Origin of the sequence: Sulfitobacter sp. DSM 110093, from assembly GCF_022788715.1 — a bacterium.
GTDB lineage: Bacteria > Pseudomonadota > Alphaproteobacteria > Rhodobacterales > Rhodobacteraceae > Sulfitobacter.
In genome coordinates this window covers 1-20946 of record NZ_CP085167.1, presented here as the reverse complement: position 1 = coordinate 20946, position 20946 = coordinate 1, and the positions used below count along the sequence as shown (strand labels likewise).

17 protein-coding genes are annotated in these 20946 nt (G+C 59.1%); 10 read left to right on the top strand and 7 right to left on the bottom strand.

Annotated features, from left to right (window positions below):
* Window positions 1-12: 12 nt before the first annotated feature.
* Window positions 13-621: an SH3 domain-containing protein gene (locus DSM110093_RS00085; protein ID WP_243266142.1), complete on the bottom strand. Its 609-nt coding sequence runs from the start codon at window positions 619-621 to the stop codon at window positions 13-15.
* On the bottom strand, window positions 618-1442 hold the full coding sequence (locus DSM110093_RS00080; RefSeq protein WP_243266141.1) for an ABC transporter permease: 825 nt from the start codon (window positions 1440-1442) through the stop codon (window positions 618-620). The genes DSM110093_RS00085 and DSM110093_RS00080 overlap by 4 nt, the downstream gene beginning before the upstream one ends.
* A gap of 116 nt (window positions 1443-1558) precedes the next feature.
* Between DSM110093_RS00080 and cysQ the strand changes: the two genes are divergently transcribed.
* From cysQ to DSM110093_RS00030, 10 genes are all read left to right on the top strand, one after another.
* A complete protein-coding gene (gene cysQ / locus DSM110093_RS00075) occupies window positions 1559-2356 on the top strand; it encodes a 3'(2'),5'-bisphosphate nucleotidase CysQ (RefSeq protein WP_243266140.1) in 798 nt (265 codons plus the stop codon).
* Window positions 2356-3156: a manno-octulosonate cytidylyltransferase gene (locus tag DSM110093_RS00070; protein ID WP_243266139.1), complete on the top strand. Its 801-nt coding sequence runs from the start codon at window positions 2356-2358 to the stop codon at window positions 3154-3156. The genes cysQ and DSM110093_RS00070 overlap by 1 nt, the downstream gene beginning before the upstream one ends.
* A complete protein-coding gene (locus DSM110093_RS00065; protein ID WP_243266138.1) occupies window positions 3153-4430 on the top strand; it encodes a glycosyltransferase in 1278 nt (425 codons plus the stop codon). Before DSM110093_RS00070 ends, DSM110093_RS00065 begins: the two co-directional genes overlap by 4 nt.
* Before the next feature lie 63 nt (window positions 4431-4493).
* Window positions 4494-5387 (top strand): UTP--glucose-1-phosphate uridylyltransferase GalU, encoded by an 894-nt coding sequence (gene galU / locus DSM110093_RS00060; RefSeq protein ID WP_243266137.1) that lies wholly within the window; start codon window positions 4494-4496, stop codon window positions 5385-5387.
* 20 nt (window positions 5388-5407) lie between these two features.
* On the top strand, window positions 5408-6604 hold the full coding sequence (locus tag DSM110093_RS00055) for a glycosyltransferase family 1 protein (RefSeq protein WP_243266136.1): 1197 nt from the start codon (window positions 5408-5410) through the stop codon (window positions 6602-6604).
* A gap of 69 nt (window positions 6605-6673) precedes the next feature.
* On the top strand, window positions 6674-7660 hold the full coding sequence (locus tag DSM110093_RS00050; protein ID WP_243267741.1) for a glycosyltransferase family 2 protein: 987 nt from the start codon (window positions 6674-6676) through the stop codon (window positions 7658-7660).
* Window positions 7657-9354 carry a beta-1,6-N-acetylglucosaminyltransferase gene (locus DSM110093_RS00045; protein WP_243266135.1) on the top strand — a complete coding sequence of 566 codons (1698 nt, stop codon included), beginning with the start codon at window positions 7657-7659 and terminating at the stop codon, window positions 9352-9354. Before DSM110093_RS00050 ends, DSM110093_RS00045 begins: the two co-directional genes overlap by 4 nt.
* Before the next feature lie 3 nt (window positions 9355-9357).
* Window positions 9358-10785: a nodulation protein NodH gene (locus DSM110093_RS00040; protein ID WP_243266134.1), complete on the top strand. Its 1428-nt coding sequence runs from the start codon at window positions 9358-9360 to the stop codon at window positions 10783-10785.
* A gap of 84 nt (window positions 10786-10869) precedes the next feature.
* Complete coding sequence (locus DSM110093_RS00035) at window positions 10870-11526, top strand: hypothetical protein (RefSeq protein ID WP_243266133.1); 657 nt, start codon at window positions 10870-10872, stop codon at window positions 11524-11526.
* A 162-nt stretch (window positions 11527-11688) separates the two neighbouring features.
* Complete coding sequence (locus DSM110093_RS00030; RefSeq protein ID WP_243266132.1) at window positions 11689-13878, top strand: NADP-dependent isocitrate dehydrogenase; 2190 nt, start codon at window positions 11689-11691, stop codon at window positions 13876-13878.
* Window positions 13879-14037: 159 nt separating this feature from the next.
* On the opposite strand, the gene gyrB is transcribed toward DSM110093_RS00030, so the two are convergent.
* From gyrB to dnaA, 5 genes are all read right to left on the bottom strand, one after another.
* Complete coding sequence (gyrB, locus tag DSM110093_RS00025; RefSeq protein ID WP_243266131.1) at window positions 14038-16452, bottom strand: DNA topoisomerase (ATP-hydrolyzing) subunit B; 2415 nt, start codon at window positions 16450-16452, stop codon at window positions 14038-14040.
* A gap of 79 nt (window positions 16453-16531) precedes the next feature.
* Entirely contained in the window at window positions 16532-17152 is a 621-nt protein-coding gene (locus DSM110093_RS00020) for a LysE family translocator (protein WP_243266130.1), read from the bottom strand.
* Complete coding sequence (gene recF / locus DSM110093_RS00015; protein WP_243266129.1) at window positions 17149-18246, bottom strand: DNA replication/repair protein RecF; 1098 nt, start codon at window positions 18244-18246, stop codon at window positions 17149-17151. The genes DSM110093_RS00020 and recF overlap by 4 nt, the downstream gene beginning before the upstream one ends.
* Before the next feature lie 59 nt (window positions 18247-18305).
* Entirely contained in the window at window positions 18306-19424 is a 1119-nt protein-coding gene (dnaN, locus tag DSM110093_RS00010) for a DNA polymerase III subunit beta (protein WP_243266128.1), read from the bottom strand.
* Window positions 19425-19587: 163 nt separating this feature from the next.
* A complete protein-coding gene (gene dnaA / locus DSM110093_RS00005) occupies window positions 19588-20946 on the bottom strand; it encodes a chromosomal replication initiator protein DnaA (protein WP_243266127.1) in 1359 nt (452 codons plus the stop codon).

Sequence of the window (20946 nt, the reverse complement as noted above, 5' to 3'; positions counted from 1 at the left end):
AAGTCCGTCGTTTCAGCGGCTGAGCGAACAGCATCCCGTTTGGTGTTGCCAGCCGTCATTTCCTTGCAAAAGGAGGTCGACAGTAAGCCCATAGGCGCGGTCTGACATGCCGTCACTACAGGTGCGGGTCGACAGCGTGGCGATAGCCGCGCCCTCCGGCCCCTCACCAATCAAATGAAAGCTGTCACGCCGTCCCTGCGCCGCCCCGGACTGCGTGATGCGAAAATCGCGCGGGCTGTCCGCCAATGCATCATAGCTAAGCGTTCCGCCGGTCACGTCGAAGGACCAGAACGGCTCCGTCCCCCCACAGCGCGCGACGGGTGGCATCGCACCAGCCCATTGCCCCGGTTGCCGGGTGAGGTAGCGAAGGGAGACCCAGCCGCGCCCTTCGCCGCTGTTTACCAAGCCCCAGCCGTGGTGGTCATCGGGGCGGATCACTTCGATCCCTTCCGCATCGGGGGCAAGACTGCCGACAATCGGCGCGCCCGCATCAGGCGCTTGCCGGATGTTCAATACATCATTAGAGGCCACGCCGCTCACGTCATACAAGGCGGGCCATGCGTCCTGTGTTGCGGTGGCAGGAAGCGCCCAGAGACAAAGGAGGACGGCCAGCAGTCTCATCGCCGCGCGTTCCAACTGATCGAAGCATGGCGGCGTGTATAGAATTCGCCCATCAACCCGATCATCAGCAAGACAAGCCCCACCCAAAGCGGATACTCCCAATTGCTGTAACGCGGGTTGTAGTTGATGAAGGCAAATCCGCGCGCTTGATCAATGCTGTGGAATAGTGGGTTCCAGTCAAACATCGCCAGCATATAGCCGGGCAGGGAGTTGGCCAGAAACATCTTGCCTGAGGCGATCATATTGGCCCGCTGGTAGACGGTTGAAAAGATCGTCACAAAAGAGGGAAACCACGGTTTAATCGCCAGCATCACCAGCCCAAGCGCGCAGCCAGTAAACCATGCCGTCAGCAACATGCCAAAGGCGGGGATCGGCTGATCAATGGTTATCGGCGTGAAGGCCACATGGTAGATGAACAAGATTACAAAGAGCGACAGCACTTGAATATAAAGCGCCCCCATCGCCGCCGATGCGATGGCAATAATCGTATTCATCGGCGCGTGTTGCATCATCGGGCTGGCCGGCCCTTCAGACCCAACGACGGCCCCCAGTGCCTTTACATGCGTCAAGTAAAGGAAGATTCCCGACATCAGATAAACAAGGAAATCGCCTCGGACCGCCGATCCGCGCATCCCGAGGATCGAAAACATCACGTAAAAGGCCACTACAAACATCACCGTTTGCAGCATGTTCATTACAATCGCGACGAGGGCATTGTTATGCTGTTTGCGGACATTGCGCACGACAGAATGGTAAATCAGCTCTGCCATAGAGAGGGCAGACCCGATGCCTGATTTCCGTTTTCTGTTGGATTGGAACATGCGCGCGTCCTTGACGAAGCCCTAACGTGGCACGGAATTCTTGCTGTTCCGTTAGCTGCACAGCATAAGGGAAACGATTAATTGAAGCAACGATAGCCCGCAGGGCCGGAGGCAAAATGGATTACGAAAAATTGGTCGTAGAGATGCGGCGGTTGGCATTGGAAGCCGGAGATAAGATCATGGAGATCTATGGTCAGGATGATTTTGAGGTGAAGTCAAAGTCTGACGACAGCCCCGTCACCGCCGCCGATGAAGCCGCCGATGCGATCATTTCGGAAGGACTGCGCCGTGCGTTCCCCGACATGATGCTGGTGACAGAAGAGCAATCTGTGACCCATACTGCCAAGGGCGACACGTTTCTAATCGTCGACCCTCTGGACGGAACAAAAGAATTTGTTCACCGCCGGGGGGATTTCACGGTGAATATTGCATTGGTCGAAGGGGGCGTTCCCACACGCGGTGTCGTCTATGCGCCTGCCAAGTCGCGGATGTTCTTCACCCAAGCCGACGGTCAGTCTGTCGAAGAAACAGGCGATTTCGCTAAGGAGCAGTTGGGTGAGACCAAGGCAATTTCCGTCTCTAATCCAGACAATTCCGCCCTGATGGTTGTCGCCTCTAAATCGCACCGCGATCAGGCAACCGACGATTACATCGGCAAATACGGTGTGCGTGATATGACTTCGGCAGGTTCGTCGCTGAAGTTCTGTTTGGTCGCGACCGGAGAGGCCGATCTCTACCCACGCTTGGGCCGCACGATGGAATGGGACACTGCCGCTGGCCATGCGGTTCTGAACGGTGCCGGGGGCGCCGTGGTGCGTTTTGATGATCTCACGCCACTGACCTATGGCAAAGAAGATTTCGCCAACCCCTTCTTTATCGCCCATGCGCCGGGCGTTGATCTGAAGGCGGGCTGATGTCTGTCCTTATCGTCATTCCTGCCCGCTATGCCTCGACCCGCTATCCGGGCAAACCGCTCGTCGCACTTACCGGTGCGTCGGGCAAAAAGCAGTCACTAATTGAGCGAAGCTGGCGGGCGGCCTGCGCCGTGTCTGGTGTGGACCGCGTTGTGGTGGCCACCGATGACGACCGCATCCGCGAAGCTGCCGAAGGTTTTGGCGCTGCGGTGGTGATGACCTCAGAAACCTGCGCCAATGGCACCGAGCGCTGCGCCGAGGCGCATGCCGCGCTAGGCGGGGGCTATGATATAGTGGTGAACCTGCAAGGAGATGCACCGCTGACGCCGCATTGGTTTGTCGAGGGGCTGGTACAGGGTCTGAAAGACATGCCCGAGGCTGAGATCGCCACCCCAGTTTTGCGCTGCGATGGTGCCACGCTCAACAGTCTGCTGGGCGACCGTAAAGCTGGCCGGGTCGGCGGCACGACGGCGGTTTTTGGTGCCGACAACCGGGCGCTCTACTTCTCGAAAGAGGTCGTTCCCTATACCGGAAAGCCCTATACAGAGGCTGAGATGACCCCGGTTTTCCACCATGTCGGTGTCTATGCCTACCGGCCTCAAGCCTTGGCGCAATACCCAAGCTGGCCTGTCGGTCCCTTGGAGCAGTTGGAAGGGCTGGAACAGCTTCGTTTCCTTGAAAATGGCCGTTCGGTGCTTTGTGCCGAGGTTGAAGCGAAAGGGCGCGAGTTCTGGGAGCTGAACAATCCCGAAGATGTGCCAAAGCTCGAAGCCATGATGGCGAAAATGGGATTGGAATGACAGCCCCCCCCGTCAATGGCGCGCTGGGAAACGGTGTGCCGGTCAGCATCGTGATCGTCAGCCGGAATCGGCCTGAAGCATTGCGGCGCTGTTTGGCGGGGGTCGGGCAGCTTCAGTATGCCCCTTTCGAAGTTATCGTTGTAGCCGATCCTGCCGGGATCGCCGCGGTGCGTGATCTGCCCTTTACCGACGCATTGAAATTGGTGGACTTTGATACAGCCAATATCTCTGTCGCGCGTAACCTTGGGATCGCGCAGGCCGCGGGAGAGGTTGTCGCCTTTATCGACGATGATGCCGTGCCAGAGCCACAATGGCTGCGCCACTTGATGGCCCCAGCGGCGCAGCCCGACGTAGCCGCCATGACCGGCTTTGTTCGGGGGCGCAACGGGATCTCCTTTCAGTATCGTGCGCGCCAGCTAAATGCGCTGGGTGAGCCGGAACACTTGGACGTTGACGCCGAAACCCCCAGCGTTCTGCTTCCTTCGCCCAGCCGGGCGATCAAAACCGAAGGCACCAATATGGCCTTTCGGCGCGATGTCTTGGCCGACCTCGGTGGGTTCGACCCCGCCTTTCACTATTTTTTGGATGAGACCGATTTGAACATGCGCCTCGCGCGGGCGGGGCATGCCACGGCAATTGTGCCTTTGGCAGAAGTCCACCACGGGTTTGCGGCTAATCAGATGCGCAGTGCCAACCGTGTGCCGCGCGATCTGTATGATATCGGCGCCAGCTGGGCTGTGTTTCACCGCAAACATCTGCCTGAGCAGGATCGCGCTGCCCAATGGGCGCATTTGCGCGCAGCTGAACGCCGCCGGTTGCTGCGCTATTTGGTGAGCGGCGGGCTTGAACCGCGCGATGTTACCCGGCTGCTGCATAGGCTAGATAGGGGCCACGCCGAAGGAATTGAGCGCGTGATCGGCAACGGCGCCGTGCCACGCGAAGCCCACAGCGCATTTCGCCCATTTCCCGCTTGTCTGCGTCGCAGCGTGGCGATGTTCACGCGGCCTATAAAACTGGCCAAGGACCGAGCGAAAGCCGCAAAGCGCGCCGAATCTGGCGAAATCGTCACGCTATTCAACCTGTCACCCACAGCTCTTTATCACCACGTTGCCTTTGACCCGATCAACGCTATCTGGCTGCAAACTGGTGGAATATATGGAAAATCTTCACGGGATGAGGCGGTTTTTCGCTTAACTCGGCGGGAAGATCGGCTGAAAAAGGAAGTCAGGCGAGTTGCCAGACAGCGCGGTTTCAGCGATGATTATTGTCGGTAGAAAAGCGCAGGTGAGAATTGACCGTGGCGTTCTGTATATTTCGAATAAGTTGTAAGGATTAAAATGCGCAAGAAGGTAACAAAAGCGATCTTTCCCGTAGCAGGAATGGGAACACGCTTTCTGCCCGCCACCAAGTCGGTGCCTAAAGAGATCATGACCCTCGTTGATCGGCCGCTGGTTCAATATGCAATCGATGAAGCGCGGGCTGCCGGTATCAAAGAGTTTATTTTTGTAACCTCGCGCGGCAAGGGAGCGTTGGAGGATTACTTTGACCACGCGCCGCAGCTTGAGCAAGAGTTGCGCAAGAAGGGTAAAACCGAACTTCTCAAGACCCTAGAAGACACCAATATGGACAGCGGTGCGATTGCTTATATCCGCCAACATAAGGCGCTTGGCCTTGGCCATGCCGTCTGGTGTGCGCGCCGTTTGATCGGCAATGAACCCTTTGCGGTGATGTTGCCGGATGACGTGATCGCCGCCGATAAGCCCTGTTTGAAGCAGATGATCGAAGCCTATGAAGAAACCGGCGGCAGCATGGTCGCCGCGATGGAGGTCGAACCCGCGCGGGCGTCCTCATACGGTATTCTGGATACAAGCGAAGAGCAGGGCGATCTGGTCAAAGTCAAAGGCATGGTGGAAAAGCCCGCCGCAGATAAAGCGCCTTCAAACCTTGCTGTGATCGGGCGCTATATCCTTGCGCCGACGGTTCTAAAGAATCTCAACAAGCTCAAGTCTGGTTCAGGCGGAGAAATCCAACTGACCGATGCGATCGCACAGGAAATCGAACAAGAGCGCGATGTTTACGGTTTCCGTTTTAGGGGCCAGCGGTTTGATTGCGGCTCTAAGGCAGGTTTCTTGCAGGCGACGGTGGCCTTTGGCCTTGCACGCGAAGAACTGCGGGATGACCTGTCTGCTTACCTACAAAGCATTGCCCAAGTTGACCGGGCAGCGCAGTAAGCCCTTACAGTGGCATACCAATGATTGAGCCCGCAGTTCGGCTGCTCGACCTGACGCGATCTTTGCGCCGGGTCGGGCGGACGGCCACGGGGGTTGATCGGGTCGAACTGGCCTATCTCTCACATCTTCTGACAGGTGACGCGTCGCTCTTTGGCGTGGCACGCACGGCTTTAGGCTATGTCTTGATTGATCGTGCCGGGTTGCAAGCCTTCTATGATCGGCTAGCAGGCCGACGGCCTTGGGGCCGGGCCGATTTGTTGTCCCGTCTGCCGCGGGGGCGGCAGGTGGCTTTAATGCGGGCGGAAAGCGATTTGCGGCGCTTGGCGCTGGCGCGGTGCTTGCCTGCTAGGTTGCCACGTATGCTGGGGCGCTATTTGCCGCCGAGCTTTGCCTATCTAAATGTGGGGCACAGCAATCTGACAGACCGGGTTTTGGTCGCCGTGAAAGAGGCGCGGGGGCGAATTTCGGTTCTGATACACGATGTGATCCCGCTGGAGTATCCAGCATACCAGCGCCCCGGCACGGTCGCGCCTTTTCGGGCCAAGATTGACCGGGTGTGCGCGCATGCCGATCTGGTAATCTACAATTCTCAAGATACGAAACGTCGCTGTGAGGCGCAAATGCAGGGACGGGTGCCGCCCGCGGTGGTGGCCCATCTGGGGCTTGACGCACCAACACCAGACGCAAGCGCATTGCCCATCGGCCTGCCGCCCAAACGGCCCTACTTCATAATCGTCGGAACGATAGAGCCACGCAAGAACCATGAGTTCTTGCTTGACCTGTGGCAGACCATGGGCCCTGGCGCACCACCATTGTTGATCTGCGGCAGCCGGGGGTGGAATAACGCGGCGGTCTTTGATCGGCTCGACCAACTGCCACCCGATGGCCCGGTCCAAGAACGATCTGGCCTTGGCGACAGTGCAATGGCGGCCTTGGTGCAGGGGGCGGCGGGAATGCTTTTCCCCAGCCATGCCGAAGGCTTTGGCCTGCCTCCCGTCGAAGCACTACACCTAGGAACGCGTGTTTTATGCAACGATTTACCGGTCTTGCACGAGGTCTTGGGTGACAAAGCCGTTTACGCGGCCCTAACGGAGTCCTATTCATGGATTAGAACAATCGAAGAATGGGCCACATCTCCGCCAGACCCGCGCCCTGCGACGACTTTTATCGCGCCAACATGGGCCGAACACTTCAAGACCGTGTTAAAGTCGACGTGATAGCGCAGCTAAAGAGCGGTCAGGTCCGAAAAGGTAAGGGGCGGTTTGGGCTTAATTCAGTCATATCGGTTGCGGCTGCAACGCAAGCGCTGGCGCATCCGCGCTTTCCGCAAGCGGCGGGAGCTGACCCCTGTGGCGAACCGTACCGCTCAGATCAAACGCGACGATATCCTTGTGTTCTGCACGCAGCGCAACGAACGCATTCGGCTACCCTATTTCCTGAAATACTACCGCGATATGGGTGTCGGGCATTTCTTTTTCGTCGATAATGACAGCACGGACGGCTCGCTGGAATACCTTACAGAGCAACCTGATGTTTCGGTCTGGAGCGCCAAGGCCAGCTATAAGCGCTCACGGTTCGGGGTCGATTGGCTGAACTGGCTGCAGATGAAATACGCCCATGGCCACTGGGCGCTGACGGTCGATCCTGATGAGTTTCTGGTCTATCCCTTTTGCGACACACGGCCCCTGCGGGCGCTGACCGATTGGCTTGATGCGTCGTCGATCAAAAGCTTTTCCGCGATGCTGCTGGATATGTATCCTAAAGGGCGGCTTGACGAAGAACCTTACCAAGCTGGGCAGAACCCGATTGAGATTGCGTCGTGGTTTGACAGCGGCAATTACACCATTTCGCGCAATCGGCGGTTTGGGAACCTGTGGATTCAGGGCGGGCCACGGGCGCGGGTGTTCTTCCCCGACGCGCCCGCAAAGGCCCCGGCGCTGAACAAGGTGCCGCTGGTCAAATGGGATCGGCGCTATGCCTATGTCAGCTCGACCCATATGCTGCTGCCGCGCGGGCTTAATCAGGTCTATGACGAATGGGGCGGAGAGAAAGCCTCGGGCGTGCTGCTTCATGCCAAGTTCCTCGACACTTTCGGTGCCAAAGCGGCGGAGGAGTTGGAACGCAGCGAGCATTACGCGGCTTCGGTGGAATACAAAGCCTATGCCGCGCAGCTAAAGGACGATCCGCAGCTTTGGTGCAAGTGGTCAGAGCGCTACATCAATTGGCGGCAGCTTGAGATCCTCGGCCTTATGTCAAAAGGGAACTGGGCATGAGCGTCGGGATCATCATGTTAGTGCACAACGCTTTTGACCGAGCCGAGCAGGTCGCGCGCCATTGGGCCGCTGCGGGCTGCCCGGTGGTGATCCACATCGACAAGGCTGTGCCCCGGCGCGCGCATGATGCTTTCGTGGCGGCGCTCTCTGACGTGAAGGACCTATGCTTCAGCCCCCGCAAACGCTGCGAGTGGGGCACTTGGGGGATCGTTGCTGCCTCGCAGGGGGCGGCGGAATTGATGCTCTCGCGCTTTCCCAGGGTGCGCCATGTCTATCTGGCCTCCGGGTCCTGTCTGCCGCTGCGCCCGGTGCAGGAATTGATCGACTATCTTGAGGACCGCCCGCAGACCGATTTCATCGAAAGCGCCACCACGGCGGATGTGCCCTGGACCGTGGGCGGGCTGGATGCGGAGCGGTTTACCCTACGCTTCCCCTTCTCTTGGCGGCGCAATCGCTATTTGTTTGACCGCGCGGTCGAGGTGCAGCGCCTGCTGCGGCTCAAACGCCGGATGCCGCGCGGGATCGTGCCGCATATGGGCTCGCAATGGTGGTGCCTGACCCGGCGCACCCTGTCGGCGATCCTGCAGGACCCTGACAGGCCGACCTACGACAAGTTCTTTCGCCACGTCTGGATCCCGGATGAGAGCTATTTCCAGACCCTAACGCGGCTCTATTCCAGCAAGATCGAAAGCCGGTCGCTGACCCTGTCGAAGTTCGATTTTCAGGGCAAGCCGCATATCTTTTACGACGATCACCTCCAGCTTTTGCGCCGCTCAGATTGTTTTGTCGCGCGCAAGATTTGGCCCCATGCGGACAGGCTCTATGATGCCTTCCTGACTGACCCCGCAGGGGCGATGAAAAAGACCGAGCCCAACCCCGGCAAGATCGACCGCATCTTTGCCAAGGCGGTAGAGCGGCGGACCCGTGGGCGGGCGGGGCTCTATATGCAAAGCCGTTTTCCTAATGAGGATTGGGAGAATGGTGTCACCGCCGCGCCCTATTCGGTGTTTCAGGGCTTTGCCGAGATTTTTGAGGATTTCGAATATTGGCTTGGCCGCGCAACAGGCGTGCGGGTGCATGGGCATCTCTTTGCGCTTGACCGGGCGCATTTTGCCGATGGGCAGACGGCACTGAACGGGGCGCTGTCGGATAATCCGGTCTTGCGGGACCATAATAGCAGTGCCTTTCTAACCAATCTGATTTGGAACACGCGCGGCGAGCGTCAGTGTTTTCAGTTCGGCCCATTGGACAACCAAGACATCAACTGGCGCGTGGCCAAAGACCCGAACGCGCATATTTCGGTCATAACCGGCGCTTGGGCGGTGCCGCTGTTTCGCTCAAACCTCGATTTTGCCGATATCCGCCGCCTTGCTGCAAAACTGCAACAGGCAGAGAGTGCGCATATGGATATTCTGCGGTCACCCCATGCCAAGGCGCGGGTGCGGATCTGGACCATGGCTGAATTTATCGAAGCACCGATGGAGCCTTTGCAGGGGATATTGGATGAGATTGGCCGCACCCGTCTGCGCCGCCTGTCAGAGGCGCCGCGCATGGTGGACCTGAATGGTTTCGGCCAGTTCCTGCAAAACCTCAAGAACCAAGGCATGCACCCCTATTTGATGGGTGATTTTCCGGTCGCCCAAGCTGTGACTGGTGATGCCAAACCTTCCCCGAAACCTTATCTGGTGAAATAATCCATGAGCGATAAATTCGACAGTTTCGTGGTCTTCGCCGAGATGCGGACCGGGTCTAACTTTCTCGAAGCGAACCTGAACGCTTTTGCGGGGATCGCCTGTCATGGAGAGGCGTTTAACCCTTTTTTCATGGGCTATCCCAAAAGCGAGCCAATCCTTAGCGTGGATCAGGCCTCGCGGGATGAAAACCCCAAAAAGCTGCTCTCCGCGATCCGGGGGCAGCAGGATGCATTGGGCGGTTTCCGTTATTTCCACGACCATGATCCACGTGTGTTTGACCCTATCATAAGCGACACCCGATGCGCCAAGATCGTGCTCACCCGCAATCCGGTCGACAGCTACGTCAGTTGGAAGATCGCGCAGGCGACGGGGCAGTGGAAACTGACCGATATGAAGGCGCAGAAGGTGGCACAGGCGGTTTTTGACGTTGATGAGTTCAGCGCGCATCTGGACGCCTTGCAGCGCTTTCAGATCACGCTGCTGAACCGTTTGCAGACCTCGGGCCAGACGGCGTTTTACGTGGCATACGAAGACCTGCAAAGCGTTGAGGTGATGAACGGTCTTGCGCGCTACCTCGGCGTGGATGAGCAGTTGGAGGCGCTGGACAAGAACCTCAAGAAACAGAACCCCAGCCCGATCTCGGCCAAGGTCAGCAACTATGACGAGATGCTGGAGGAACTGGCGCGGTTGGACCGTTTCGACCTGACCCGTACCCCCAATTTCGAGCCGCGGCGCGGGCCGAATGTGCCCTCCTATGTGGCCGCTGCGACCAGCGGGTTGATCTATCTGCCGATCAAGTCCGGGCCAGAGGATCAGGTGTTGAATTGGCTGGCCGCGCTGGATGGTGTGCCGCGCGAAGCGCTGCGCGATAAAATGTCGCAAAAAGAGCTGCGTCAGTGGAAACGCAAAACGCCGGGGCATCGCGGCTTTACCGTCCTGCGCCATCCGGCCTTGCGGGCACATGATGCCTTTTGCCGTCATATCCTAACCACAGGGGAGGGCAGCTATCGTCAGCTACGCAACACGCTGATGCGCCGCTACAAGATGCCGCTGCCGAAGGACGGCCCTGATGCGGGATATGACCGTGACGCGCATCGCACCGCCTTTGTGGCCTTTCTGAAGTTTCTCAAGGGCAATCTGGCCGGACAAACCTCAATCCGTGTGGATGCCGCGTGGTGCTCGCAGGCCCAAGCCATCGCGGGTTTCGGCGAGTTTTGTCTGCCGGATCGTATCATCCGCGAAGAGGATTTGGCCGCTGAATTGGCCGCACTGGCCGCGACCCAAGGCCATGCGACCAGCCCCGGCGTACCAGCGCCTGTCGAGCCGGGCCCTTTCATGCTTGCCGACATCTATGACAATGAGATCGAAGCATTAGCGGCGGATGCTTATCAGAAAGATTATATGACCTTCGGCTTCGCGCGCTGGCGTTAAATTCATGGGTGGATTGACCTTGCCGGGTCTGGCGTAAACTGGAACAAGTGCGCATCTAGATTGCATCGCCAGAGGTCGCGCCCCGTGAGTTTCCTGTCTGTCACCTCTGTCCCCACGCTGCGGTGGAGTTCGCCCAAGGCCTTCACCCTCAAGCCACCCTTCGTCTCGATGGTGTTTCTGATCCTCGGGCTGGTAATGTTCGGCACGGGTGAAGCGCTTTTGGTCAATGCAGGCGTCGGTGTCAGCCCTTGGACCGTTTTTGCCGAAGGCGTGACCAATATCACGGGTTGGAGCCTTGGGTTCGCGACATTCCTCATCAGTGCGACGGTGCTGCTGCTTTGGATTCCGCTGCGCCAGACGCCGGGCATCGGAACCATTCTGAATGCGGTGATCGTGGCGCTGGTGCTGGAATATGCGCTGCCGATCCTGCCACGGTTTGACAGCTATCTGGCGAATGCCCTGTTGGCTTTGACAGGTGTTTTCGTAACAGGCTTTGGCGGCGCGATTTATCTTGTGGCAAACCTCGGCCCCGGCCCGCGTGATGGGCTGATGACGGGACTGCAGCGGGTCACGGGCAAACCCATCGCGCTGGTGCGCATGAGTATTGAGTTGACCGTGGTCGCGATTGGCTGGGCGTTGGGAGGCACTTTGGGCCTTGGCACGCTGCTGTTTGCGGTGGGCATTGGCCCGGCCATGGCGATTGGGATGCAGATCCTACAGCTGCGCAGCGTGTCTCGCTAAGGTAATCGCCACGCTTTCTGGCCGCTTGGCCCGCCCGATGGCTGGAATCCGCTAAATCACCGCATTTTCCCATGCCGACCCCACCGCATACTGCGGTATACCGTCGACCTTCGCTGTCTGTTCAGCTATCAGGGCAACAAATGCAGCAATTTGGAGCATATCATGTCCGACATCATTTACACTAAAGTTGACGAAGCGCCGGAACTGGCCTCGGCGTCCCTGTTGCCGATCATCCAAAAATTCGCCAAAGCCGCTGGTGTGAGCGTCGGCACGAAAGACATCAGCCTTGCTGGGCGTATTCTGGCGACCTTCCCTGAGGCCTTGAACGAAGACCAGCGTCAGTCCGACGATCTGGCCGAGCTGGGCCGTTTGGTAAAAACACCCGAGGCGAATGTAATCAAGCTGCCGAACATCTCTGCCTCTGTGCCGCAATTGGTCGGCGCCATCAAAGAATTGCAGTCCCAAGGCTTTGCCTTGCCTGATTACCCAGATTCCCCCAGCACCGACGAAGAGAAAGCCGTTCGTGCCAAGTATGACACGATCAAAGGCTCGGCTGTGAACCCGGTTCTGCGCGAAGGCAACTCTGACCGCCGCGCCGCCAAAGCCGTGAAAAGCTTTGCGCAGTCAAACCCGCACCGGATGGGTGATTGGGCATCCGACAGCAAGACGCATGTGTCGTCGATGTCTGGCAATGACTTCTTCTCGAACGAAGTGTCGGCCACGCTCGACAAAGCCTCCGGCGCGAAAATCGTGCTAGAGACCGCGGATGGTGAGAAGGTGTTGAAAGACGGCCTTGATTACCCCGCAGGCACCGTCGTGGACGCGACATTCATGAGCGCTGCGGCCCTCAAAGAATTCCTCGCCACTCAGATCGAAAAGACCAAAGAAGACGGCATCCTTTTCTCGCTGCACCTCAAGGCGACGATGATGAAGGTCTCTGACCCGATCCTGTTCGGTCACGCGGTCGAGGCCTATCTGAAGCCCGTATTTAAAAAACACGGTGAGAAGCTGAAGGAACTGGGCGTGAACCCCAACTCCGGCCTTGGCGACCTGCTGGAGCGCGTGAAGGGCGAGAGCGAGATCATGGCCGACATCAACGCCTGCATGGAGGACCGTCCGCCGATGTATATGGTCGATTCCGACAAGGGCGTCACCAACCTGCATGTCTCCTCGGACGTAATCATCGACGCCTCCATGCCTGCGCTGATCCGCGCTGGCGGCAAGGGTTGGGGTCCGGACGGCAAGGAACACGACGCCAACTGCGTGATCCCCGATAATTCCTATGCACCGGTTTACGACGAGGCGATCAACTTCTTCAAAGAGAACGGCAAGCTGAACCCGGCGACCGCTGGCACCGTGCAGAACATCGGCCTGATGGCGCAAAAGGCCGAGGAATACGGCTCTCACCCGACCACCTTTGAATTGGCTGAGGCGGGTACTGTGAAGATGATTCTCGACGATGGCACTGTGCTGCACCAGCACAAGGTCGACGCCGGTGACATCTGGCGCTCTTCCTCCGCGCGCAAAGCGCCGATTGAAGATTGGGTTAACCTTGCCATCTCGCGCCAAAAGGCCGAAGGCTGCCGGGCGATCTTCTGGCTGGACGAAAGCCGCGCCCATGACGCCGAGCTGATCTCCTACGTGAAGCCGATCCTTGAGGCCCAAGGCGTGGCCGATAAGTTCGAGATCATGGCCCCCCGCGAAGCCACCCGTGCCTCGCTCGAGACCATCACCAAGGGGGAGAACACCATCGCCATCACCGGCAACGTGCTGCGCGATTATCTCACCGATCTCTTCCCGATCTTGGAACTGGCGACCTCCGCCAAGATGCTGTCGATCGTCAAGCTGATGAACGGCGGCGGTCTGTTTGAGACGGGCGCGGGTGGTTCGGCCCCGAAACACGTGCAGCAGCTTGTCGAGCAGAACCACCTGCGGTGGGACAGCCTTGGCGAATTCTGCGCACTTGGCGAGAGCCTGATGTTCTTGGCCGATGCCAAGGGCAACGAAAAGGCCCGCATCTTGGGTGAAGCCGTCGAAGTGGCAACGCAGGGCATCCTCGACAACAGCCGCTCCCCCTCACGCAAAGTGGGTGAGCCGGACAACCGCGACAGCCACTACTGGTTCGCGCGGTATTGGGCCGAAGCGGTTGCCGCACAAGGCAAGGATACAGAGCTTGCCGCCCACTTCGCGCCAATCGCAGAAGCACTGGCAACCGATGAAGCGGCTATTCTAGCCGAGCTTGCAGCGGTTCAGGGGCCAGCGGCTGATCTGGGCGGATACTACCGCACCGACGCGGCCAAGACCGACTCCGTGATGCGCCCATCCAAGACGCTAAACAGCATCATCGGCTAAGTCACCCGATTCATAAAAATGTGCCGCGCAGTTACGGCTGCGCGGCACATATGTCTAAGAGTTACGGTAAAGCGCTAAGGGGTTTGTCATAGGCCGCTATAATTGAGCGGATTATTGTACCTATGCGCAGCGGAGACAGTCCCGCTTCCCTACACTTCCCTAAAAATCCAAGTTCTCCACGCTCAGCGCGTTCTGCTGAATGAATTCGCGCCGTGGTTCGACCACGTCGCCCATCAGCTTGGTAAAGAGATCATCCGCTTCGGCCATGTCCTCCACCCGGACCTGAAGCAGCGTACGCGCGTCAGGGTCTAGCGTGGTCTCCCACAGCTGATCGGGGTTCATCTCGCCCAGACCTTTGTAGCGCTGCAACGACAGGCCCTTCTCACCCTCCGCAAGGATCGCATCTAGCAGGTCCATGGGGCCATAGATCATCTGGCTGCGGTCCTTGCGGATCAGTTTGGCGGGCTGGTCGTAGACCTCTTGCAAGTGCTTGGTGAAGCTGCCGGATTTCTTGGCCTCGCCGGAACGCATCATGCGGCCGTCCAGCGTGCGCACCTCTTCGACGCCGCGCAGGATGCGGGCGAGGCGGATGCCGTGGTCTTGGGTGATGCGGCCCTGCCAGCCACGCTCATATTCCAGCGCGATCAGGTTCAGGCGGTCGGCGACCTTGTCGGCGACGCCTTGCAGGTCACTGTCCACCGCACCATCGACAAAGGCACCTGCGATGGCGGCTTGCTCAACGATATGGCGTGGGTAATGGGTTGGGAAGGCTTCCAACACGCGGCGAAGCTGGCGCGCCATATCGACCACGCGGGTCAGGTCCTGGCCCGAGATTTCCTCGCCATTTCCCTGACGCAGCATCGCGCCGTCGACGCCCTGCTGGATCAGGTAATCATCCATCGCGGCTTGGTCTTTGAGGTACACCTCGGACTTGCCACGCGACACTTTGTAGAGCGGTGGCTGCGCGATGTAGAGGTGACCGTTTTCGATCAGCTCAGGCATCTGGCGGTAGAAGAAGGTCAGCAAGAGCGTCCGGATGTGTGCGCCGTCGACGTCGGCGTCGGTCATGATGACGATCTTGTGGTAGCGCAGCTTGGAGAGGTTGAACTCATCCCGGCCAATCCCGGTGCCAAGTGCCATAACGAGGTTGCCGATCTCTTGGCTGCCCAGCATACGGTCAAACCGCGCACGTTCGACGTTTAGAATCTTACCCTTCAACGGCAGGATCGCTTGAGTTTGACGGTCGCGGCCGGTCTGGGCGGAGCCGCCGGCGCTGTCACCCTCGACGAGGAAGACTTCGGTCTTCGACGGGTCTTTTTCCGAGCAATCCTTGAGCTTACCTGCAAGGAAATTCACATCCATCGCAGATTTGCGGCGGGTCAATTCCCGTGCTTTGCGGGCGGCTTCGCGGGCCTGTGCGGCTTCGACGATCTTGCCGACGATCTGCTTGGCTTCATTGGGGTTTTCTTCAAACCACTCGGCCAGTTTTTCGCTCACCAGACTTTCGACCGCTGGGCGCACTTCGGAGGAGACCAGCTTGTCCTTGGTCTGAGAGGAGAACTTTGGATCCGGCACTTTGACAGACAGCACGCAGGTCAGACCTTCGCGGGCATCGTCGCCAGTAAAGTTGATTTTTTCGCGTTTTGCGATGCCACTGGACTGCGCATAGCCGTTGATTGTCCGGGTCAGCGCGCCACGGAAGCCCGCCATATGGGTGCCCCCATCGCGCTGTGGGATGTTGTTGGTGAAGGGCAGGACGTTCTCATGGTAGCTGTCGTTCCACCACATCGCGACTTCGATGCCGATGTCGTCCCGCTCCCCGGTGATAAAGATCGGCTCGGGCATCACGGATGTCTTGTGCCGGTCGAGGTATTTGACGAACTCCTTAACGCCACCATCATAGTAAAGCTCAGCGCGCAGCGGCTCTACGGGGCGTTCGTCGGTCAGGATGATGCGCACGCCAGAGTTCAGGAAAGCCAGTTCACGCAGGCGCTTTTCCAATGTCTCAAAGCTGTATTCAAGGTTCGAGAACGTGTCGGTCGAGGCCATAAAACGGACTTCGGTACCGGTACGGTCGGTGTCGCCCAATACTTCGAGGTGTTTGGTGGTAAAGCCGCCTTCAAAACGGGCGATATGCTCTTTGCCCTCGCGCCAGATGCGCAGTTCCAGCCAGTCAGACAGGGCGTTCACAACAGAAACGCCGACGCCGTGCAGACCACCGGAGACCTTGTAGGAGTTGCTGTCGAATTTGCCGCCCGCGTGCAGTTGGGTCATGATGACCTCCGCCGCCGAAACGCCTTCTTCCTCGTGTATGCCAACCGGAATGCCGCGCCCGTTGTCGCTGACCGAAACGCTGGAATCCGCGTGGATTGTGACTGTCACCGCGTCGGCGTGACCGGCCAGTGCTTCGTCAATCCCGTTGTCCACGACCTCATAGACCATGTGGTGCAAGCCAGAGCCATCATCGGTGTCACCGATATACATGCCGGGGCGTTTGCGAACGGCCTCCAACCCTTTGAGAACCTTGATGGAATCGGCGCCGTATTCCTGTGGTGTCTGCGCGGTATCGGACATGCGGAAATAACCCTTCTCGTTTGCCCGATTTATAGTGTTTTCGACCGGCATTGTCACGCGAATGACACAAGATTTTGTGTCAGGCGAAGGGGATCACAAGGCCCACGAAAACCAGCATGCCACCCGAGACTAGATTGATCCGCCGCAGCGTGCGCGGCGTGGTCAAAAAGCCGCGCAAACGGCCGACCAAAAGCGCGATCGCAAGGTTGCCGATTAGCGGTACAATGACCGACGCGGCGAGGATTAGGCCAATGTCAGGCCCGGTGACAGCGCGCAGGTCAAAGAACCCCGGCAGCACGCCGATGTAGAACAGCACCGCTTTCGGATTGCCAAGGATCGCGACAATGCCCGCGACGAAACCGGACCACATGCCGGGGCGGGTCAGGCGGCTGTCGCTGCTGATCTTCTCGCCCGCCTGCCGGATCAGGGCCACGCCCATCAGGATAAACACCCCACTGGCGATCCAGCGCAGCACCTCCATCACCGTGTCAAAAACCGAGAGGATCCATGTGATCCCGAGCACCGCCACCAGCGGCCAGAGCATGTCGCCAATCGCGACGCCAAATGCCAGCGGCCATGCGGCCTGAAACCCGCCTGAAAGCGCCCGCGCCATCATCGCCAGCCAGACCGGGCCGGGAGTAAGGAAGAGGATCAGCAACGCGCCGCAATAGAGCAGCAGATCGGCAGGGGAAATGGTCATAGGCTGGCTTCCACCCGAGAGAGGCCGTCCTCTTCGGTCACTTCGACATACTGCGCGCGGTCGCCGAGGTTCTCAAACAGTTCAGGCCCGGTGCCGGTCATCCAAGCTTGGGCGCCAAGCGCGCAGATTTCATCGTAAAGCGCTGCCCGACGGGTGGCATCAAGATGTGCCGCCACCTCATCCAGCAGCAGCAGCGGCGGGGCACCGAAATCGGCGGCGATGGCGCGGGCATTGGCGAGGATCAGCGAGACGAGAAGCGCCTTTTGCTCTCCGGTAGAGCAATCGCGCGCAGCGACCCCCTTGGCGGCATAGGTGCCTTCCAGATCGGCGCGGTGCGGGCCAATCAGTGTACGCCCAGCAGAAAGGTCCCGCATTCGGTTGTCTGACAGGGCACGGCGCAGCGCGTCGGCCTCACTTGGCATGTCGCATTGTAAGGCCAGCGTGGCGATAGGGAAGGCGGTTTGCGCTTCTTCTTGAGCGGCTTCCAGCGCTGCGAGGGCGTGGAGGCGATTGGCATGAATTTGCGCGCCCGTTTCGGCCATGCGGCTTTCAAGCGCGGCATACCACGCAGGCTCGCGCACCATATCTTTTAGCAAGCGATTCCGCTCACGCATGGCCTTTTCATAGCTTAGGGACAATTCAGCATGATCGGGCAGCATCGACAGGGTGACACGATCCAGAAACCGCCGCCGCCCTTCGGCACCTTCGATCCACAGCCGGTCCATCGCGGGGATCAACCAAAGCACCCGGGCGATCCGGCCTAGCGCGGTCTGCGCGGCAGCTTTGCCGTCGATCTTGGTTTGCCGCGCAGCGCCCGCTTCGGACCAGATGTCGACCTCATGCATAACCGACGGGCCGTGCAGCAAGCCGGTCACCTTCCATCCAAGCGCTTCGGGCCGACGCGCCATATCCTGCGCGCTGGTCCGGCGCAGCCCACGGCCCGGCGACAGCAGCGAGATCGCCTCGATGATATTGGTCTTGCCCGCGCCATTGGGGCCATAGAGCGCGACGGGGCGCGCATCTACGTCGATCACCGCCCGGCGGTGCGAGCGGAAATGCGAGAGGCCGAGGTTGGAAAGATACAGCTGCGCCATTCAGACTCCGTTTTCTTTCAAAGAAAACGGTGCGGGAATTTCAAAAATTCCCGCCCAAGTCACACGCGCATCGGCATGACGACATAGACTGCAGACGTATCATTGCCTTCGCGCATCAGGGTCGGATCGCCGGAAGAGTTGAACAGGAACACAGCGTTCTCGCGGTCCACTTGGCTGGCGATTTCCAGCAGGTATTTCGCGTTAAAGCCAATCTCTAACCGCTCATCGGCATAGGCCACGGCAAGCTCTTCTTCGGCAGCACCGCTGTCAGGTGCGTTGACGGAAAGCACCAGACGGTCTTCGTCCAGTTGCAGTTTCACGGCGCGCGAACGCTCGGAACTCACGGTTGCCACACGGTCCACCGCGCGGGCGAAATCGGCGGCGTCGACTTCCATCTTGCGGGTGTTCCCTTGAGGAATCACACGGGTGTAGTCGGGGAAAGTGCCGTCGATCACCTTGGATGTCAGGGTGATGGCGGGGGTGGCGAAACGGATCTTTGTCTCTGACACGGAAACCGCGATTTCCATCTCGTCATCATCCAGTAGCTTGCGCAATTCGCCCACGGTTTTGCGCGGTACGATCACGCCGGGCATCTCGGCCGCGCCCTCGGGCATGGTGGCGTCGATCCGGGCGAGGCGGTGGCCATCGGTCGCCACGCAGCGCAGCGCTTTGCCGCCTTCGGCATCCGCGATGTGCAGGTAGACCCCGTTCAAGTAATAGCGCGTCTCTTCGGTAGAGATGGCGAATTTGGATTTGTCGAACAGGCGGCGCAGCACCGGGGCAGGGGCTGTAAAGTTCGAGGCGTATTCCGACGATGCCATAACCGGGAAATCCTCGCGCGGCAGTGTCGCCAGCGAGAAGTTGGACCGGCCCGCTTCGACAGTCAGGCGGCCAGCGGCGGTATCGGCGGTGAGGCTGATCAACGCACCGTCGGGCAGTTTGCGCACGATTTCATGCAGCAGGGTGGCTGAAACGGTGGTGGCGCCAGCGCGCTCAACTTGGGCGGCGACCTTATCGACCACTTCGATATCCAGATCGGTGGCGCGGAAGGAGACATCGCTGCCCTCGGCTTCGATCAGCACGTTGGCGAGGATCGGAATGGTGTTGCGCCGCTCAACGACGGATTGGGCTTGCGAAACGGCCTTAAGCAGTGCCGCGCGTTCGATGCTGAATTTCATATGCCTTCTCCCATACCGATTGCCGGGAGAGGCAAACTACCCGGTTCCCACGCTTACACAAGAACTTTTGTGGCTTTGTTGAAGTGAATGCAAGAGGGGCGCAAGCTGCGCCCCTGATCGCTGTTTAACCGTGTCCTGAGGACAACCCCTCAAGCAGAGGTGCTTAGGATTCGAGCGCCCGGCGCAGAAGTTCCAGATCCTCGGCGATCTGCCCGTCGGAAACCTTGAGCTCTTCGATCCGGCGCACCCCGTGCATGACGGTGGTGTGGTCGCGCCCGCCAAAGCGACGTCCAATCTCGGGCAAGGAGCGGCTGGTCATCTGTTTGCACAGATACATCGCCACCTGACGCGGGCGGGCATAGCTGCGCAAACGCTTAGGGCCGATCATGTCGCTCAGACGGATGTTGTAGTGATCCGACACCTTACGCTGGATTTCCTCGACCGAGATTTTGCGTTCCGAGGCGCGCAGCACGTCGGCCAGACAATCTTGGGTCAGGCCCATGTCGATCTCACGGCCCACGAGCGAGGCGAAAGCGAACAGACGGGTCAACGCGCCTTCGAGAACACGAACGTTGGAGGTGATGCGGTGGGCCAGAAATTCCAACACGCCATCGGCAACTTCGAGATCGGGGTAGGTCTTGCGCTGCACTTCGACCTTGCTTTGCAGAATGCCGAGGCGGAGTTCATAGTCCGTCGGGTGCAGGTCAACGATCAAGCCGCATTGCAGACGCGACTTCACGCGGTCTTCGAGGTCTTTGATTTCACCCGGTGCGCGGTCGGCCGAAATGATGATCTGTTTGTGCTGATCAACCAGCGCATTGAACGTGTGAAAGAACTCTTCTTGGGTGGAATCCTTGCCCGCGATGAACTGCACGTCATCGACCATCAGCACGTCGACCGAACGGAAGATCTCTTTGAAGTCCATCATCTTGCGGTCGCGCAGCGCCTGCACAAAACGGTACATGAATTGCTCGGCCGAAAGGTAGAGCACATTCATCTCGGGCTTACGCTCATGCAGTTCGCGGGCGATGGCGTGCATGAGGTGCGTTTTACCCAAGCCGACGCCGCCATACAGGAACAGCGGGTTGAACGTGACCGGGCCACCTTCGGCGACACGGCGCGCGGCGGCATGGGCCAGTTCGTTTGGTTTGCCGACAACAAAGTTGTCAAAGCTAAAGCGCGGGTCAAGCGGGGCAGTGCTCAGTTGGCTATTGGCGGGCTTTACAGCGGCGGTGGTCTGTCGCGCAGCCGGGGCGGGCTTGTCGGCGGCATTGGCGGGCTGCTGGTTCAGCGCAAAATTCAGGCGCGTGGCATCGGTGCCAGCGGCGTTGATCTCATGCAAGATCAGATCCGAGAAGTTCTGGCTAACGTAATTGCCAAAGAAGTTCGTGGGCACCTTGAGTGTCACGATTCCATCTTCGACATCGCCGGGCACAAGCGGCTCAATCCAGGTGGTGTAGTTGTTTTGCCCCACGGTCTTCAAAAGCCGCTCTTTGATCTCGCCCCAGTGATCTAATGTCAT

What these genes read in the sequence shown, in the direction of transcription:
- DSM110093_RS00085 (WP_243266142.1), bottom strand. Translation starts at nt 621, where the DNA reads ATGAGACTGCTGGCCGTCCTCCTTTGTCTCTGGGCGCTTCCTGCCACC.
- DSM110093_RS00080 (WP_243266141.1), bottom strand. Translation starts at nt 1,442, where the DNA reads ATGTTCCAATCCAACAGAAAACGGAAATCAGGCATCGGGTCTGCCCTC.
- cysQ (WP_243266140.1), top strand. Translation starts at nt 1,559, where the DNA reads ATGGATTACGAAAAATTGGTCGTAGAGATGCGGCGGTTGGCATTGGAA.
- DSM110093_RS00070 (WP_243266139.1), top strand. Translation starts at nt 2,356, where the DNA reads ATGTCTGTCCTTATCGTCATTCCTGCCCGCTATGCCTCGACCCGCTAT.
- DSM110093_RS00065 (WP_243266138.1), top strand. Translation starts at nt 3,153, where the DNA reads ATGACAGCCCCCCCCGTCAATGGCGCGCTGGGAAACGGTGTGCCGGTC.
- galU (WP_243266137.1), top strand. Translation starts at nt 4,494, where the DNA reads ATGCGCAAGAAGGTAACAAAAGCGATCTTTCCCGTAGCAGGAATGGGA.
- DSM110093_RS00055 (WP_243266136.1), top strand. Translation starts at nt 5,408, where the DNA reads ATGATTGAGCCCGCAGTTCGGCTGCTCGACCTGACGCGATCTTTGCGC.
- DSM110093_RS00045 (WP_243266135.1), top strand. Translation starts at nt 7,657, where the DNA reads ATGAGCGTCGGGATCATCATGTTAGTGCACAACGCTTTTGACCGAGCC.
- DSM110093_RS00040 (WP_243266134.1), top strand. Translation starts at nt 9,358, where the DNA reads ATGAGCGATAAATTCGACAGTTTCGTGGTCTTCGCCGAGATGCGGACC.
- DSM110093_RS00030 (WP_243266132.1), top strand. Translation starts at nt 11,689, where the DNA reads ATGTCCGACATCATTTACACTAAAGTTGACGAAGCGCCGGAACTGGCC.
- gyrB (WP_243266131.1), bottom strand. Translation starts at nt 16,452, where the DNA reads ATGTCCGATACCGCGCAGACACCACAGGAATACGGCGCCGATTCCATC.
- DSM110093_RS00020 (WP_243266130.1), bottom strand. Translation starts at nt 17,152, where the DNA reads ATGACCATTTCCCCTGCCGATCTGCTGCTCTATTGCGGCGCGTTGCTG.
- recF (WP_243266129.1), bottom strand. Translation starts at nt 18,246, where the DNA reads ATGGCGCAGCTGTATCTTTCCAACCTCGGCCTCTCGCATTTCCGCTCG.
- dnaN (WP_243266128.1), bottom strand. Translation starts at nt 19,424, where the DNA reads ATGAAATTCAGCATCGAACGCGCGGCACTGCTTAAGGCCGTTTCGCAA.
- dnaA (WP_243266127.1), bottom strand. Translation starts at nt 20,946, where the DNA reads ATGACATTAGATCACTGGGGCGAGATCAAAGAGCGGCTTTTGAAGACC.